Source organism: Pseudomonas sp. 4CAES_32.4, assembly GCF_058136335.1.
The window spans coordinates 656,649-671,681 of the sequence record NZ_CM176882.1 but is presented as its reverse complement, the minus strand read 5'-3'; the positions used below and the strand labels follow the sequence as shown (position 1 = coordinate 671,681).

Sequence of the window (15,033 nt, the reverse complement as noted above, 5' to 3'; positions counted from 1 at the left end):
CGAGGCTCTGAAAGGCGCGATCTAGAGCCTCCCGGCAGAACAATCAATTCTGTTGATTATTACCATTGCGTTTATGAACTTTTATATCGACTTATCGAGAGTAGCATTGCCCTCGTACCCACTTTATCGCCCTCCCAAGGAGCAACCATCATGAAACGCCAATTACTGCTCAGCCTTACCCTGTCGATGCTAGCCAGCACTGCTTTTGCCCTGCCTGCTGCTGACCAAGCCACTCCGCAAGTGAAATCCAGCCAATCGGTGTTCAGCCAAACCGTAGCCGAAGGTGGCCGTGATCGCCTCGAAGAGAAAGGTCTGGTTCAAGACGGTTCCGATCGCACACCACAAGGCCAAGCCCTGGCATCCGACGGCACCGAACGCACTCCACAAGGCCAAACCCTGGCTTCCGACGGCGGCGACCGCACTCCACAGGGCCAAACCCTGGCTTCCGACGGCGGCGACCGCACTCCACAGGGCCAAACCCTGGCTTCCGACGGCGGCGACCGCACTCCACAAGGTCAAACCCTGGCTGATGACGGCTTCGACAAAACCCCACTGGGTCAAGCACTCGCCGAAGGTGGTGGTGACCGTGTGATCGAACGCAACAGCAAACTGAGCTAAGCCCATGGCGGCCTCGAAAAAAAGCCCAATCACCGGATTGGGCTTTTGACTTTTAAACCTCGCTGAAATCTTCCGCTGCATGCCCTCCCGTTCGACGCCGACAAAGCTGATTTGCTAGAGTGCGGCGCTTGTCCTGCCGAAGAACACACCCTGCGATGCTGCCCCGCGCCGAACAGAAGCAACAGACCCGCAACGCCCTGATGGACGCTGCCCGCCACTTGATGGAAAGCGGCCGAGGATTCGGCAGCCTGAGCCTGCGCGAAGTGACGAAAACCGCCGGCATCGTGCCCACCGGTTTCTACCGCCACTTCGCCGACATGGATGAGCTGGGCCTGGTGCTGGTCAGTGAAGTCGGCCAGACCTTCCGCGAGACCATCCGCCTGGTGCGGCACAACGAATTCGTCATGGGCGGCATCATCGATGCGTCGGTGCGGATCTTCCTCGACGTGGTCAGCGCCAACCGCTCGCAATTTCTGTTTCTCGCCCGCGAGCAGTACGGTGGCTCGCTGCCGGTGCGTCAGGCCATCGGGCGGCTGCGCGAGGACATCAGTTCCGACCTCGCTTCCGACCTGACGATGATGCCCAAGCTGCAGCATCTGGATGCCGCAGGCCTGAGCGTGATGGCTGACCTGATCGTCAAATCGGTATTCGCCACCCTCCCCGACATCATCGATCCGCCTGCCGAAGCGCTTCCGGAGCATCTGACCCCGCAAGTGAAGATCACCCAGCAACTGCGCTTTATCTTTATTGGCCTGAAGCATTGGCAGGGCCTGGGCAGTACTGAGTAAAGATCAAAAGATCGCAGCCTTCGGCAGCTCCTACAGAGATTGCGTTTCATGTAGGAGCTGCCGAAGGCTGCGATCTTTTTTTGCCCGCTGCAAATTGGTGCATTAAAAAATCTTCACGCACCAAAACCTTCCATATTTGCGCAGCATCTTGAAACATCCACCACGCTCCGACAGGGATTTCCTACATCTCGTCCGATTGGCAAGGCCCTTGCTCTAGCCAGAGTATTGTCCATAGCTGGAAGCTTTCCGATGCTGGTGATTCACCGCAGAACCGACCCTCAACCCGTCTGGGCCGCCGAGTTGCACCTGACCTTCGAAGCGCGGAGCAAAAGCCGTTTGCGCTGTTTCAGTGCCGAGGGCGAAGACGTCGGGTTGTTTTTGGAGCGTGGTCAGCCGCCACTGTTCGACGGCGAATGCCTGCAGGCCGAAGACGGCCGCATCGTCCGTGTCTGCGCCCGCCCTGAGCAACTGCTGCACGTCACCTGCGCCAATGCCTTCGAACTGACTCGCGCCGCGTATCACTTGGGCAACCGTCACGTTGCCCTGCAAGTCGGCGATGGCTGGCTGCGTCTGCTCGACGATTACGTGCTCAAAGCCATGCTCGAACAGCTCGGCGCACAAGTCGAAGCCATCGAAGCACCGTTCCAGCCGGAACACGGCGCCTATGGCGGCGGCCATCACCATTCACGACACGGCGACGAAGACTTCAATTACGCGCCAAAACTCCATCAGTTCGGCGTACGCCTGTGAATCCCGCCTGGGCGCTGCTGCGCCTAGCCAGTCCGCAATTGCCGATTGGTGGCTACAGCTATTCGCAAGGCCTGGAAATGGCGGTGGATAACGGCCGCGTGCACAACCCGGACAGCGCTCGGCGCTGGATCAGCGATCAGTTGCTGCTCAATCTTTCGCGTTTTGAAGCGCCGCTGCTGCTCGCCCATTGCCAGGCCGCCGCCGATGAACAATGGGCCGAACTGTCGAGCCTCTGCGAAAGCCACCGCGCCAGCCGTGAAACCCGCGAGTTGCATCTGGAGAGCCGGCAGATGGGCTATTCGTTGCAGCAATTGCTCAACGGTTTGCCGGAACTCGACGCGCCCGCCCGAAGCTTTCTCGAACGATGCAGCGAACCGCATCTGGCCCTGTGCTGGGCGTTGGCCGCGCGCGCCTGGGGCATCACCCCACAGGACGCCCTCGCCGCGTGGCTGTGGAGCTGGTTGGAAAACCAGCTCGCGGTATTGATGAAAACCCTGCCGCTCGGCCAACAAGCAGCCCAACGCCTGACCAGCGAACTGCTGCCGCTGCTGCAACAAGCCCAGCAGGACGCGACCCGAATCGAACCCGAACACATGGGCAGCGCCGCGTTCGGCCTGTCCCTGGCGTGCATGGCCCACGAGCGCCAGTACAGCCGCCTCTTTCGCTCCTAGGAGAAACATTCATGAACACACAACCTCTGCGCGTCGGCATCGGCGGCCCGGTCGGTTCCGGCAAAACCGCGTTGACCCTGGCGCTGTGCCTAGCCCTGCGCGAGCGCTACAACCTCGCCGTGGTCACCAATGATATCTACACCCGCGAAGACGCCGATTTTCTCGTGCGTAACGAAGCCCTCGCGCCGGAGCGGATCATCGGCGTGGAAACCGGCGGCTGCCCGCACACGGCGATCCGCGAAGACGCGTCGATCAACCTTGAAGCGGTCGATCAACTCAACCGGCGTTTTCCGGGGCTCGATCTGATTCTGGTGGAGTCCGGCGGCGACAACCTCTCGGCGACCTTCAGCCCGGAACTGTCCGACCTGACCATCTACGTGATTGACGTTTCCGCTGGCGACAAACTGCCGCGCAAGGGCGGTCCGGGGATCTGCAAGTCGGATCTGCTGGTGATCAACAAAATCGACTTGGCGCCGCTGGTGGGTGCGTCGCTGGAAATGATGGACAGCGACACAAAACGCATGCGCAACGGCAAGCCGTTCGTCTTCAGCAACCAGAAAACCGGTCAGGGTCTTGAAGCCATCATCGCCTTCATCGAACGCCAGGGCCTGCTGACCGCAGCCTGATTCACTTATCAACAAGGAAGCTTATTCATGACACTCAAACGCATTTTCGGCGCCGTGGCGCTGCTGCTGACCCCGGCGCTGGCCTTCGCTCATCCGGGCCACGGCGACAGTGGTTTGATCGCCGGCATCAGCCACCCGATCGGCGGCCTCGACCATTTGCTGGCGATGTTGGCAGTCGGGTTGTGGGCGGCGCAGCAACGGGGCGCGGCACGCTGGGCGCTGCCGTGCACGTTTGTCGGCACCATGCTGATCGGCGGCATGCTCGGTTTTGAAGGGCTGGAATTGCCGGCACTGGAAAGCGGGATTGCCGCGTCGGTACTGGCGTTGGGTCTGGCGGTGGCCTTGGTGGTGCGTCCGCCGTTGGTGATGGCAGTGGTGGCGACGGCGGTGTTTGCGCTGTTCCACGGTGTAGCGCATGGGCTGGAATTGCCGGAGATGAGCAGTCCTTGGGCGTATGCGGCTGGTTTTGTCGCCGCGACCGCTGCGTTGCATGCCGCAGGTTATGCGGTGGTGCGCTTCCTGCCTCAGGCTGCTGCGCCTTTGGTGCGATTGGCCGGTGCGGCGTCGGCGGTGACCGGTGCCTGGTTGCTGGCAGGCTGATCTTTATCGCCTGTTCCGGCCTCATCGCTAGCAGGGCTAGCTCCCACAGGTTTTGTGTTGGGCGCAAATCCACTGTGGGAGCCAGCCCTGCTGGCGATAGCGGTCTGACAGACACCGCGTCTCTAAAGGCCGCCGCTCTGCTACCATGTCGCGCAATCGCCCCTGCCCGTGACGACGTCCGCCCATGCCCCACGCTTCCCGCTCCACCGCCCTGCCTGAATTGACCGCCCTGTTTCGCGATGTGCAGCAGCACTTCGTCAACGTGATCGTGCCCCTCTGGCAAGGCCCGGGCTGGAACGCTGACATGGCGCTACCCTACGAGGCGCTGGACGCTGCGCATCAGCCGCTGCCACCGCAGCGCTATCGGGCGATGGCCTGCGCGCGGCAGCTGTACCTGTTTTCCAGCCTGATCGGGGTTGTGGATAACGCTGATGTCCGCGCCGCGGCGCTGTTCCGCTCCTTGCAACGGCATTTCCACGATGCCGTGCATGGCGGCTGGTTCTACAGCATCGATGCGCAGGGCAAGCCGCTGGATCAGCGCAAGGATCTCTACACCCACGCATTTATCCTGTTTGCCTGCGCGCATTACTGGGCAAAATCCGGTGATCCGCTGGTCGAGTCGACCCTGAATGCTGCACTGGAAATCATTGGTCGGCGCTTCGCCACCGGCGATGGCCTGTACGAAGCGTGCCTGAATCGCGACTGGATAACCCTCGAAACCGGACCGCTGCAGAACCCGTTGATGCACTTGGCCGAAGCGTTCCTCGCCACTTTGGCAGTGCGTGAAGATGCTCAGACGCAGAAGGCGCTGCTCGAGTTATGCACAGCCATGCACAAGCAGTTCGTCGATCCCCAATATGGCGTTTTGATGGAGAAGCCGCTCGGGGCTGTGGATAACTGGTATGAGCCGGGGCATCAGTTCGAGTGGTACTTCCTGCTCGAATCGTCTGCGCTGCTGCGCGGCTCGAAACTTCACGCGGCGCTGGATCGGGCATTTGCGTTCACCGAGCAATACGGTGTGGTGCAGCCATCTGGCGCGGTGCGCGCGATGCTTGATCTGGAAACCAACGGACGCCCACGGGATTCGACCCAACGGATCTGGGCTCAGGCGGAATATCTGCGCGCGCTGACCTTGCGTCAGGGCAGTGAAGCGGTGGTGTTGCGTCAACTGCAGGCGTTGCAGCAGCGGTTTCTGCATGCCGGTGGCTGGCACGAGTGTCGGGATGAGTTGGGGGAAGTCAGTCGCAAGGACATGCCTTCGACCACGCCTTATCACTTGGCGACTTGCTACCACGGCCTGGCGGAATATCTTCGCTGATTGCTCGACCGCCATCGCTAGCAGGGCTAGCTCCCACATTTGAAATGGATTCCCCTGTGGGAGCTAGCCCTGCTAGCGATTTTTAGCCGTTACACGGTCTTCAGGCAATCCACTTCTTGTCCCCGGTAAAGCTGATGGTCAACCACCGCGCCGCATCCGCCTTGCCCAGCTTCGACGAAATCTCTTCGCGCAAGGCATCCAGCTGCCCGACATGGCTCAGCGCATAGTCCGCCGGCAACACCACATGTATCTCGATAAACCGCGCGCGCCCGTGCTTCTGCACGTACGACACGTAGTCATCAAAACCATGCTCGACCTTCGCCGCATCCATCACTTGGCGCACCTGGTCATCCAGGGTGTCCGGGGCAATGCCGAGCACATCGCGTAGCGCCGGGCCAAGAATCTTGAACGCCGGCGGCAGCATGGTCAGTGCCAGCACGATCAGGATCAACGGATCGACATAGGCCGCCCACTCGCCATAGCCCTGAGACTTGAGTAGCAGCGCCGCAAGGAAACTGATCAACAGGCCCACGGACAACATAGCGTCCACCAGCCAACTGATGTTATCGAACTGGATCAGGCTCGACTTGAGCTTGCGGTTACGCCGACGCACGTAAAAGAAATAGGCGAATTCAACAACGGTAAACACCGCTGCGTAGATGATCACCAGCCCCAGCTCGATCTCGCGCCCACCGTTGATGATGCCAAACACGCCGTTGAGAAACGCATAGATCGCGATCAGCAGCAGGAAACTGCCTTCGATCAACAGCACCATCGGTTCCAGATGCCAGAAGCCGAACTGGAAGCGGTGATTGCTTTCCTTGGCGATCAACTTGGCAGTGATCAGCATCAGGACTTTGATGAAGGTGGCGATCAGCGAGAAAAAACCATCGAACAGGATGGATTGCGAACCAGAAACAAAACCGGTGACGATCCCGGCGATCGCCACGGCGAACATCAGAATGGTCGATTGTTTGAGCAGTGCCTGCTCACCTCGGTTACTCACTTTGACTCCTCGAAAACCTTGAAAACCGCGGGGTGCGGTTGGGTTGTTGCGAGGGGAGTTTACCTTATCGCCATTTTTTGCCTGTTCTGGCCTCTTCGCTGGCAAGCCAGCTCCCACAGGGTTATCGGTGCACACGAATCTTGTGAGCGACTCGGTACTTGTGGGAGCTGGCTTGCCAGCGATTGGCCGTGACGCGGTATCAGGCCTTGTTACGCTCGATGGCAAAACCCGCCCAAGTCTGGCTCACCGGCATCAGTTCCAGGCTGTTGATGTTGATATGTGCCGGCGCATTCATCACCCAGAAAATCGTCTCGGCGATGTCCTGCGGCTGGATCGGCTCAGCTCCGGCGTAGGTCGCGTTGTAGCGTTCCTGATCGCCGGCAAAACGCACCAGCGAGAACTCGCTCTCGCACAGCCCTGGCTCGATGTTGCTGACCCGCACGCCGGTGCCCTGCAGGTCGCAACGCAGGTTCAGCGAAAACTGTTTAACGAATGCTTTGGTCGCGCCATACACATGGCTGCCCGGGTACGGATAGTTGCCGGCGATGGAGCCGAGGTTGACGATGCCGGCGCCACGGCCATGGGCGATCAGGCGCGGTAGCAGCAAGCGCGTGGCGTACATCAGGCCTTTGACGTTGGTATCGACCATGGTGTCCCAGTCGTCCAGATCGCATTTCGGCGCAGGATCGACGCCCAGCGCCAGACCGGCGTTGTTGATCAGCCCGCGCAGCTTGGCGAACGACGGCGGCAGGTTGGCAATCGCCTCCTCCATCGCCTTGCGATCACGCACGTCGAGTACCAGGCCGTGCACTTCGGTCTGCTTCGACAGCTCTGCGCACAGCGCGTTGAGGCGTTCTTCACGACGACCGGTCAGCACCAGTTTCCAGCCAGCCTCGGCAAAACGGCGGGCGCAGGCTTCACCAAATCCGGACGTTGCGCCGGTGATAAACAGGGTGTTGGACATCGTGTTCTCCTTGCTTCGGCCGCCTGAGCAGCCCTTGGAATAGAAAATCAGCAGGCAGCATGCCCGGCCCGGCACTTACGGGCAACCGCTACAAAGTGTTCAAAAAACAACCAACCCCGCCGACGCCACAGCCACCGTGGCCTGTAGCCATGTGCACGCATGTTATCCACAGTCCCTTCCACAGTTTCCGGGGGCAAGTGGAAACGCGCAAAGCCACGCCACACAAGGCTTTGCGGCGGAAATAGAAAGTTTTTTGCTTGACCCTGAAGCAGCGGATGTGCGGGAGATGGCATTTTGCACGATTGCCCGGCCAGCACAGTGATTGCGCGAGGCCAGTCATTACGGCCCTTAGCGGAGTCTTTCCAGAGTTTAATCACAGACTTATCCACAGGATTGCTCACCGCTCAATATCTCGCTGGACGCCTTGATAAAAAGGTTGACAACGACGACTTCAAGCTCCGTAAAAATGCCTGATCAAAAAACAATCACACCTTCGCAAGCCACGTTATACGTGGCGTGCAGCCAGATACACCCACGTTATTCACAGCCAGCTCCACAGCAAACGGGGACAAGTCAAAACTGTGGAAAAACAGCCATTTGCAGCGTCTATATGTCGCGCTTTGGCAGCTTGGGGAATTTGTTTTCCACAATTCCACTTAAGGTCATCGCTTAACCTGTGGGAGCTGGCTTGCCAGCGATGAGGCCGTCACCCCCGGCATCATTGTTGAATGATGAACCGCTATCGCTGGCAAGCCAGCTCTCACAGGGGTTGTGGTGGTTTTCAGATGTAAAAAACCCCGGGACTCGCGTCGCCGGGGCTGTGCATAACGTAAAAGAATCAGTGCCCGCCCAGATAGGCGTTACGCACCTCCTCGTTCACCAGCAACTCCTTACCGGTGCCCGTCAGGCGAATCTCGCCGTTGACCATCACATACGCCCGATCCGACAGCTTGAGCGCATGGTTGGCATTCTGCTCGACAAGGAAAATCGTCATCCCGGTTTTTGCCAGCTCTCGCAGGGTCGCGAAGATCTGCTTCACCACAATCGGTGCCAACCCGAGGCTCGGCTCATCAAGCAGCAACAGCTTTGGCCGGCTCATCAATGCACGCGCAATCGCGAGCATTTGCTGCTCGCCACCGGACATGGTCATCGCCCGCTGCGTGCGCCGCTCTTCCAGGCGTGGGAACAGCGTAAACATGCGTTGCATGTCCTCCTTGGCGTACTTGTCACCAATCGGGATAGTGCCCATCAGCAGGTTTTCCTCGACGGTCATGTCAGGGAACACCCGCCGCCCTTCCGGCGACTGCGCGATGCCATTGGAGGCGATGTAGTGCGAGGACTTTTGGGTGATGTCGACGCCCTGATAAAGGATCTGCCCGCCCGCCGCCCGTGGCTGGCCGAAGATCGACATCAGCAACGTCGATTTGCCGGCACCGTTGGAGCCGATCAGGCTGACGGTTTCCCCCTCGTTGATCTGCAGCGAAACCCCTTTGAGCGCCTGGATCGGTCCGTAGAACACGTCGAGGTCTTTGAGTTCGAGGATCGGTTGCGTCATACCAGCTCCTCTTCGTCGGCGCCCAGATAGGCGGCAATCACTTTCGGGTCGTTACGGATCGCTTCAGGCCCGCCTTCGGCGATGACGATGCCGTGGTCCAGCACCACGATGTGGTCGGAAATACTCATAACCATGCCCATGTCGTGTTCGATCAGCACCACGGTCAGATCGTGCTCGTCGCGTAGCAGCCGGATCATCGCGCTCAGCGCTTCGGTTTCCTGAGGGTTGAGGCCGGCGGCCGGTTCGTCGAGGCAGATGATCTGCGGCCGCGTACACATCGCCCGGGCAATCTCCAGACGGCGCTGCTGGCCGTAGGACAGTTCACCGGCGAGACGGTTGGCGCAGTCGACCAGATCGACCACTTCCAGCCAGTAGAACGCGACGTCCAGCGCGTCGCTTTCAGCCTTGCGATAGCCCTTGGTGTTGAGGATGCCGGCGAGCATGTTGCGGTTGACCCACATGTGCTGCGCCACCAGCAGGTTTTCCAGTACCGACATTTCCTTGAACAGACGGATGTTCTGGAAGGTTCGCGCCAGGCCAGCACGGTTCACCAGATGCGTACCGCCGAACATCTTGTAGTACATGCGGCTGAGGAAGGATTTCGGCGAGACAAAGTCGGTCGGCTTTAACGATTCGCCCAGCAACTGGATGACATTGGTCTGCTGGCCGCGCACGTTGAGTTCGATCTTGCCGCCGGTGGCTTTGTAGAACCCGGTCAAGCAGTTGAACACCGTGGTCTTGCCGGCGCCGTTGGGGCCGATCAAGGCGAAGATCGAGTTGCGTTTGACCTTCAGGCTGACATCGCTCAGCGCCTTGATACCACCGAAATGCATCATCAGTTTTTCAACAGAGAGTACGACTTCACTCATGGCGCAGTCCTCTCATAGTGAATGGCACCTTTGCGTGGAGTGACCCCGGTACGGCTGATGCGGATCAGCCCACGTGGTCGCCAGATCATCATCAACACCATCAGGATGCCGAACAGCAGCACGCGATATTCAGCGAAGCCACGCAGCAGTTCCGGGGCGACAGTCAGCACGAAGGCTGCGATCACCACGCCGATGGTCGAACCCATGCCGCCGAGCACGACGATGGCGAGGATCAGCGCCGATTCGAAGAAGGTGAACGAGGTCGGGTTGACGAAGCCCTGGTAGGTTGCGAAGAACACACCCGCCAGACCTGCCGTCGACGCACCGATGGTGAACGCCGAGAGCTTGACCAGCACGTGGTTGAGGCCCATCGAACGACAGGCGATTTCATCTTCACGCAGGGCTTCCCACGCGCGACCGACCGGCATCTTCACCAGACGATGCTTGATGTACAGCACGGCCAATACCACCAGGAACAACACTGCGTAGATGAAGTAATACTTCACGTCCGGGTTGTAGGCGATGCCGAAAAACTCGTGGAACGGCACCCCGCCATCCTTCGCCCGTTTGCCGAACTCCAGACCGAAGAAGGTCGGCAACGGTGCCGGCATGCCGTTCGGGCCGCCGGTCAGGGACAACCAGTTGTTGAGGATCAGGCGAATGATTTCACCGAAGCCCAGGGTCACGATCGCCAGATAGTCGCCATGCAGACGCAACACCGGGAAGCCGAGGATGCAACCGGCAAGTCCCGCGGTGATCGCCGCCAGTGGCAGCACCGTCCAGAAACCCAGACCGAGATACTGGTAACCCAGCGCCAGACCGTAGGCACCGATGGCATAGAACGCCACGTAACCGAGGTCGAGCAGACCCGCAAGACCGACCACGATGTTCAGCCCCAGTCCCAGCAACACGTAGATCAACCCGAGGATGACCACGCCCAGCAGATAGGAGTTGGAAACAAACGGCACGATGATAGCCAGCACAATCAGCAGCGGGATGATCCAGCGCAGGCGAGTTTTGTGATCGGCGGGCAGGACATGCACGCCGGAACCGGTGCTTTCGAATCCATCGAGAATTTTCAGGCCCTTGGGCGTTTGCAGGAACAGGCTGATGGCAAAGCGGCCGATCATGACAATGCCGATCAGCCATGCGACGCGTGTCGGCTCAAGATTGAAGCTGTAACCCTCGAGTACGACGCCGACAATCGGCCCGAATACGATCAGGGCAATCAGGCCGGCCAGAATCGCCTCAACCAGGCTTTTTTTGATATCGATGGTTTTTTTAGTGGTTGAAGACATCGCTTACACCTTCGACACAAGAGGACGGCCCAACAGGCCCTGCGGCCGGAAGACCAGAACAAGTACGAGCAGCGAGAAGCTGAACACGTCTTTGTAGTCGGAGTTGACCAGACCGGAGAACAGCGACTCGGAGATGCCGAGGATGATCCCGCCCAGCATCGCGCCCGGCAGCGAGCCGATCCCGCCGAGTACCGCGGCAGTGAACGCTTTGATGCCGATGACGAAGCCGGCGTAGAAGTCGAACGTGCCGTAGTTCATGGTGATCAGCACGCCAGCCAATGCCGCCATCGCTGCACCGATAATGAACACGTAAGAGATCACGCGGTCGGTGTTGATCCCGAGAATCGAGGCCATCTTGCGGTCTTGCTGAGTGGCGCGGCACATGCGGCCGAGCTTGGTGTACTTGATCACGTAGGTCAGCAGACCCATGCCGACAAATGCGGCCACCAGAATGAAGATCTTGGTGTAGGTGAGCTGAACGAAACCGGTGCCGATGTCGACGCGCCAGGCGCCGGTGAGCAGCGTTGGAACACCCTGTTGACGGGCGCCCTGGCTGATCTGGGCGTAGTTTTGCAGGATCAGGGAAATACCGATGGCGCTGATCAGCGGGGCCAGTCGGGTGGAGTTGCGCAGGGGTTTGTAAGCGACTCGCTCGATGACCCAGCCATACACCGCCGTGACGACGATGGTGAAGATCAAGGTGCCGAGCATCAGCAGCGGGAAAGATTCGATACCGAAGTAAGCCAGCAGAGCCAGACTGATTGCCGCCAGGTAAGCGGAAATCATGTAAACCTCGCCGTGGGCGAAGTTGATCATGCCGATGATGCCGTAGACCATTGTGTAGCCGATGGCGATCAGGCCATAGACCGACCCGAGGGTCAGACCGTTGACCAGTTGCTGCAGGAAAATACCATCCATAACGCAATCTCACGCAGTGAGAACCTGCCCACCTGTGGGTGGGCGGTTCTTCTAGGGAAAATACAGATTTACGTCGGAGCAATGTCAGAGCGCGATTTACCCGATCACCACCGCACCCTGTGGGAGCTGGCTTGCCAGCGATAGCGGAGGGTCAGCCAACCTGTGTGTCGACTGACCTGACGCCATCGCGGGCAAGCCCGCTCCCACAGTTATTGGTGGGATCAACTGATCGCGTCAGCCCTTACTTCTGTTTTTCCAGCTGGTGATATTTGCCAGTCGCGTCCCACTGGTACACCACGTAGTCGGAGACTTTCAGGTCGCCCTTCTTGTCCCAGGCTTTCTCGCCCATCACGGTTTTCACCGGGTTGGCTTTCAGCCATTCGGCGGCTTTCTCGCCACTGTTGGACTTGGCGCCGTTGAACGCTGCAGCCAGGGTTTGCACCGAAGCGTAGGCGTACAGGGTGTAGCCTTCTGGCTCGGTGCCGGCTTTGCGGAAGGCATCCACGACAGTTTTACTTTCCGGCAGCATGCGTGGGTCGGCGCCGAAGGTCATCAGCACGCCGTCGACGTATTGCGGGCCGCCTGCGGTGGTCACCAGTTCGTCGGTCACGATGCCGTCGTCAGACATGAACTTCACGTCTTTCAGGCCTTCGGTACGCAGTTGCTTGACCAGTGGACCGGCTTCCGGATGCAGGCCGCCGAAGTAGACGACGTCGGCACCGGCGGCGCGGATCTTGGTGACCACGGCGCTGAAGTCTTTCTCGCCACGGGTCAGACCTTCGTACAGCACCGGTTTCACGCCACGCTTCTCAAGCTGAGCCTTGGTGGCATCTGCCAGGCCCTGGCCGTAGGTGTCCTTGTCGTGCAGCACGGCAACCTTTTTGCCTTTGAGCACGTCGACGATGTAGTCGCCGGCGACGATGCCCTGCTGGTCGTCACGTCCGCACATACGGAACATGGCGCTGAGGCCACGCTCGGTCACTTGCGGGTTGGTAGAGCCCGGGGTGATCGCGATCACGCCGGCTTCGTCATAGATTTCCGACGCTGGAATGGTCGAAGAAGAGCAGAAGTGACCGACCACGCCGGCGACTTTCTGGTTGACCAGGTCCTTGGCGACCGTCACCGCTTGCTTCGGTTCGCAGGCGTCATCGCCTTTGACCAGTACGATTTTTTCCCCGTTGACGCCGCCTGCCGCGTTGACCGCGTCAGCCGCTGCCTGTGCACCCTTCATGTACTGCTCGCCAAATGCCGCGTTGGCGCCCGTCATTGGACCCGCTACACCGATTTTGATGTCAGCCTGAGCAAACGCAGAAACACCCAACGCAGTAGCCACTGCGAGGGCCAGAAAGCCTTTCTTGTAAAACGTCTGGGACATGAGGTGGTGCTCCAAGGTTTTTTTAGTTGGCACTGCGACTTCACTTCACTGAAACCTCAGAGCAAGGCCCGTGCCATCGGTTTTTTATTCTTCAAAAAGTCGCTGCTTTCTTGTTATTTCGACTGTTTCGTTCCCATTTTCATTGGGCGTGCAACCGTCTAAACCGCGGAAGGTGAAACCATTTATTTTTTCAGGCGCAACCCGCCTGCGCCATCATTGCAACCGCGGCACCAAACGACGTGCAACCAGCCTGTAACAGCCCGCGTCACCGAACTGCACACTGCTGGTGCGGGACTGCTACAACCCGCACCATTACAGGCTAGTCGCTGCATCGAAAAGCGCCGCTTCCGGCAACATATTTCAACACTCAAATCACAATGCGCAGGCACTGGCCCGCGTGATACAGCGAGAACCCAGCCTCGTACAGGCAACTGCGCAAACCCACGCCGGCCAAGGGCTGCATCGGTGCAAAAGAAATCGGCAGCGCTTGAGGATTGCCGTTACACAAGTAATCAGCGAAGGCTTTGCCGACCACGGTGCCAGTGGTGACGCCGCGACCGTTGTAGCCAGTGACGGCCACCAGCCCCGGCGCCGGTTCGAACAGGCGCATGAGGTGATCGGGGGTAAACGCGATGCGCCCGGTCCAGGTGCATTCCCATTCGACCGGCTTCAGATTGGGGAAGTAATGTTGCTGCACGCGGTCGGCCCAGGCCTTGAGAAACCAGGTCGGTTTCTGATTGCCGTTGCCCAGGCTGCCGAGTAATAACCGCCCTTCTTTGTCGCGGCGGATGCTGCTCAGGACTTGGCGGGTGTCCCACGAGCCCTGCCCGTCCGGGAGGATTTCCTGCGCGGCGTCCTCGGTCAGTGGCACCGAGGCGACCTGATAGTAATAACCTGGAAAGAAGTTGCGTTTGAGTTCGGTCCAGTCACCTTCGGTGTACGCGTTGGAAGCGATCACCACTTGTTCGGCGAGCACCGAGCCCTGCTCGGTTTGCACTGACCATTTCGCGCCCTGACGCTCGAGTCGGGTAACCGGGGAATGGTCGAACATCTGCCCGCCAAGGCCGATCACGGCATTCGCCAGCCCGGTGACGTAAGCCATCGGGTTGAGTGTACCGGCGCGGCGATCAAGCAATGCGGCGGCGATTTTTTGCGTACCGGTGGCCTGTTCGCAGGCCTTGCCGGTCAACAGCTCGACAGGTGCGCCACGGCGTTTCCATTGTTGCTCACGACTGCGCAAATCCGCCTCGCCCTTGGCGTTGTGCGCCATGTGCAGGGTGCCTTCGCGGCGCAACTGGCAATCGATGTTGTACTTGTCCACAAGGCTGAACACCAACGCCGGCGCCGCGCCGAGCATGCGATTGAGCTGACTGCCGACCGTTTCGCCGAAACCGGCTTCGATCTCGTCCGGTGGAATCCACATACCCGCGTTGACCAAACCGACGTTGCGTCCGGAGCCACCATGGCCCGCGCGATGGGCTTCCAGCACGCAGACACTCTTGCCTTTTTCCAACAGATGCAGTGCCGCCGACAACCCGGTGAACCCGGCGCCGATCACGCAGACATCGACTTTGACTTCGCCCCTGAGCGCGGTGTTATCCGGGCGTTGCGGCGTGAGCTTTTCCCACAGACATTCTTCGCGTAACGGCATTGCCAAGCTCCTGTCGGAGCAGCTGC

General features: G+C 59.6%; 15 protein-coding genes. 7 read left to right on the top strand and 8 right to left on the bottom strand.

Annotation, left to right across the window (positions count from 1 at the left end; all coding sequences use genetic code 11):
• The first annotated feature begins 150 nt into the window (after positions 1-150).
• From AC3Y64_RS02920 to AC3Y64_RS02890, 7 genes are all read left to right on the top strand, one after another.
• Positions 151-618: a hypothetical protein gene (locus AC3Y64_RS02920; RefSeq protein WP_489986378.1), complete on the top strand. Its 468-nt coding sequence runs from the start codon at positions 151-153 to the stop codon at positions 616-618.
• Positions 619-773: 155 nt separating this feature from the next.
• Entirely contained in the window at positions 774-1,406 is a 633-nt protein-coding gene (locus tag AC3Y64_RS02915; RefSeq protein WP_489986377.1) for a TetR family transcriptional regulator, read from the top strand.
• Between the two features lie 249 nt (positions 1,407-1,655).
• Positions 1,656-2,156, top strand: coding sequence for an urease accessory protein UreE (gene ureE, locus AC3Y64_RS02910; RefSeq protein WP_158957009.1), 501 nt, complete (start codon positions 1,656-1,658; stop codon positions 2,154-2,156).
• Complete coding sequence (locus AC3Y64_RS02905; protein ID WP_489986376.1) at positions 2,153-2,827, top strand: urease accessory protein UreF; 675 nt, start codon at positions 2,153-2,155, stop codon at positions 2,825-2,827. The genes ureE and AC3Y64_RS02905 overlap by 4 nt, the downstream gene beginning before the upstream one ends.
• 11 nt (positions 2,828-2,838) lie before the next feature.
• Complete coding sequence (gene ureG, locus AC3Y64_RS02900) at positions 2,839-3,453, top strand: urease accessory protein UreG (RefSeq protein ID WP_053116815.1); 615 nt, start codon at positions 2,839-2,841, stop codon at positions 3,451-3,453.
• Between the two features lie 27 nt (positions 3,454-3,480).
• On the top strand, positions 3,481-4,053 hold the full coding sequence (locus AC3Y64_RS02895; protein ID WP_489986375.1) for a HupE/UreJ family protein: 573 nt from the start codon (positions 3,481-3,483) through the stop codon (positions 4,051-4,053).
• A 184-nt stretch (positions 4,054-4,237) separates the two neighbouring features.
• The gene (locus tag AC3Y64_RS02890) at positions 4,238-5,371 is read left to right on the top strand and encodes an AGE family epimerase/isomerase (protein ID WP_489986374.1); all 1,134 of its coding nucleotides are present in this window, start codon (positions 4,238-4,240) and stop codon (positions 5,369-5,371) included.
• Between the two features lie 100 nt (positions 5,372-5,471).
• Here the strand turns inward: AC3Y64_RS02890 and AC3Y64_RS02885 are convergent, their stop codons facing one another.
• The 8 genes from AC3Y64_RS02885 to amaA all read right to left on the bottom strand — a co-directional run bounded on the left by AC3Y64_RS02885 (position 5,472) and on the right by amaA (position 15,007).
• Positions 5,472-6,377 carry a cation diffusion facilitator family transporter gene (locus AC3Y64_RS02885; protein WP_489986373.1) on the bottom strand — a complete coding sequence of 302 codons (906 nt, stop codon included), beginning with the start codon at positions 6,375-6,377 and terminating at the stop codon, positions 5,472-5,474.
• Between the two features lie 199 nt (positions 6,378-6,576).
• Complete coding sequence (locus AC3Y64_RS02880; RefSeq protein WP_007915905.1) at positions 6,577-7,341, bottom strand: SDR family oxidoreductase; 765 nt, start codon at positions 7,339-7,341, stop codon at positions 6,577-6,579.
• An 838-nt stretch (positions 7,342-8,179) separates the two neighbouring features.
• Positions 8,180-8,896 carry an ABC transporter ATP-binding protein gene (locus tag AC3Y64_RS02875; protein WP_158960855.1) on the bottom strand — a complete coding sequence of 239 codons (717 nt, stop codon included), beginning with the start codon at positions 8,894-8,896 and terminating at the stop codon, positions 8,180-8,182.
• Positions 8,893-9,765, bottom strand: coding sequence for an ABC transporter ATP-binding protein (locus AC3Y64_RS02870; RefSeq protein ID WP_489986372.1), 873 nt, complete (start codon positions 9,763-9,765; stop codon positions 8,893-8,895). Before AC3Y64_RS02870 ends, AC3Y64_RS02875 begins: the two co-directional genes overlap by 4 nt.
• Positions 9,762-11,063 (bottom strand): high-affinity branched-chain amino acid ABC transporter permease LivM, encoded by a 1,302-nt coding sequence (livM, locus tag AC3Y64_RS02865; protein WP_158960853.1) that lies wholly within the window; start codon positions 11,061-11,063, stop codon positions 9,762-9,764. Before livM ends, AC3Y64_RS02870 begins: the two co-directional genes overlap by 4 nt.
• A gap of 3 nt (positions 11,064-11,066) precedes the next feature.
• Positions 11,067-11,981 carry an ABC transporter permease subunit gene (locus AC3Y64_RS02860; protein WP_008078282.1) on the bottom strand — a complete coding sequence of 305 codons (915 nt, stop codon included), beginning with the start codon at positions 11,979-11,981 and terminating at the stop codon, positions 11,067-11,069.
• A gap of 241 nt (positions 11,982-12,222) precedes the next feature.
• A complete protein-coding gene (locus AC3Y64_RS02855; protein ID WP_008078283.1) occupies positions 12,223-13,356 on the bottom strand; it encodes an ABC transporter substrate-binding protein in 1,134 nt (377 codons plus the stop codon).
• Positions 13,357-13,723: 367 nt separating this feature from the next.
• Complete coding sequence (gene amaA / locus AC3Y64_RS02850) at positions 13,724-15,007, bottom strand: L-pipecolate oxidase (protein WP_489986371.1); 1,284 nt, start codon at positions 15,005-15,007, stop codon at positions 13,724-13,726.
• Positions 15,008-15,033: the final 26 nt, after the last annotated feature.

What these genes read in the sequence shown, in the direction of transcription:
- AC3Y64_RS02915 (WP_489986377.1), top strand. Translation starts at nt 774, where the DNA reads ATGCTGCCCCGCGCCGAACAGAAGCAACAGACCCGCAACGCCCTGATG.
- AC3Y64_RS02880 (WP_007915905.1), bottom strand. Translation starts at nt 7,341, where the DNA reads ATGTCCAACACCCTGTTTATCACCGGCGCAACGTCCGGATTTGGTGAA.
- AC3Y64_RS02895 (WP_489986375.1), top strand. Translation starts at nt 3,481, where the DNA reads ATGACACTCAAACGCATTTTCGGCGCCGTGGCGCTGCTGCTGACCCCG.
- ureG (WP_053116815.1), top strand. Translation starts at nt 2,839, where the DNA reads ATGAACACACAACCTCTGCGCGTCGGCATCGGCGGCCCGGTCGGTTCC.
- AC3Y64_RS02890 (WP_489986374.1), top strand. Translation starts at nt 4,238, where the DNA reads ATGCCCCACGCTTCCCGCTCCACCGCCCTGCCTGAATTGACCGCCCTG.
- AC3Y64_RS02870 (WP_489986372.1), bottom strand. Translation starts at nt 9,765, where the DNA reads ATGAGTGAAGTCGTACTCTCTGTTGAAAAACTGATGATGCATTTCGGT.
- ureE (WP_158957009.1), top strand. Translation starts at nt 1,656, where the DNA reads ATGCTGGTGATTCACCGCAGAACCGACCCTCAACCCGTCTGGGCCGCC.
- amaA (WP_489986371.1), bottom strand. Translation starts at nt 15,007, where the DNA reads ATGCCGTTACGCGAAGAATGTCTGTGGGAAAAGCTCACGCCGCAACGC.
- AC3Y64_RS02875 (WP_158960855.1), bottom strand. Translation starts at nt 8,896, where the DNA reads ATGACGCAACCGATCCTCGAACTCAAAGACCTCGACGTGTTCTACGGA.
- livM (WP_158960853.1), bottom strand. Translation starts at nt 11,063, where the DNA reads ATGTCTTCAACCACTAAAAAAACCATCGATATCAAAAAAAGCCTGGTT.
- AC3Y64_RS02855 (WP_008078283.1), bottom strand. Translation starts at nt 13,356, where the DNA reads ATGTCCCAGACGTTTTACAAGAAAGGCTTTCTGGCCCTCGCAGTGGCT.
- AC3Y64_RS02920 (WP_489986378.1), top strand. Translation starts at nt 151, where the DNA reads ATGAAACGCCAATTACTGCTCAGCCTTACCCTGTCGATGCTAGCCAGC.
- AC3Y64_RS02860 (WP_008078282.1), bottom strand. Translation starts at nt 11,981, where the DNA reads ATGGATGGTATTTTCCTGCAGCAACTGGTCAACGGTCTGACCCTCGGG.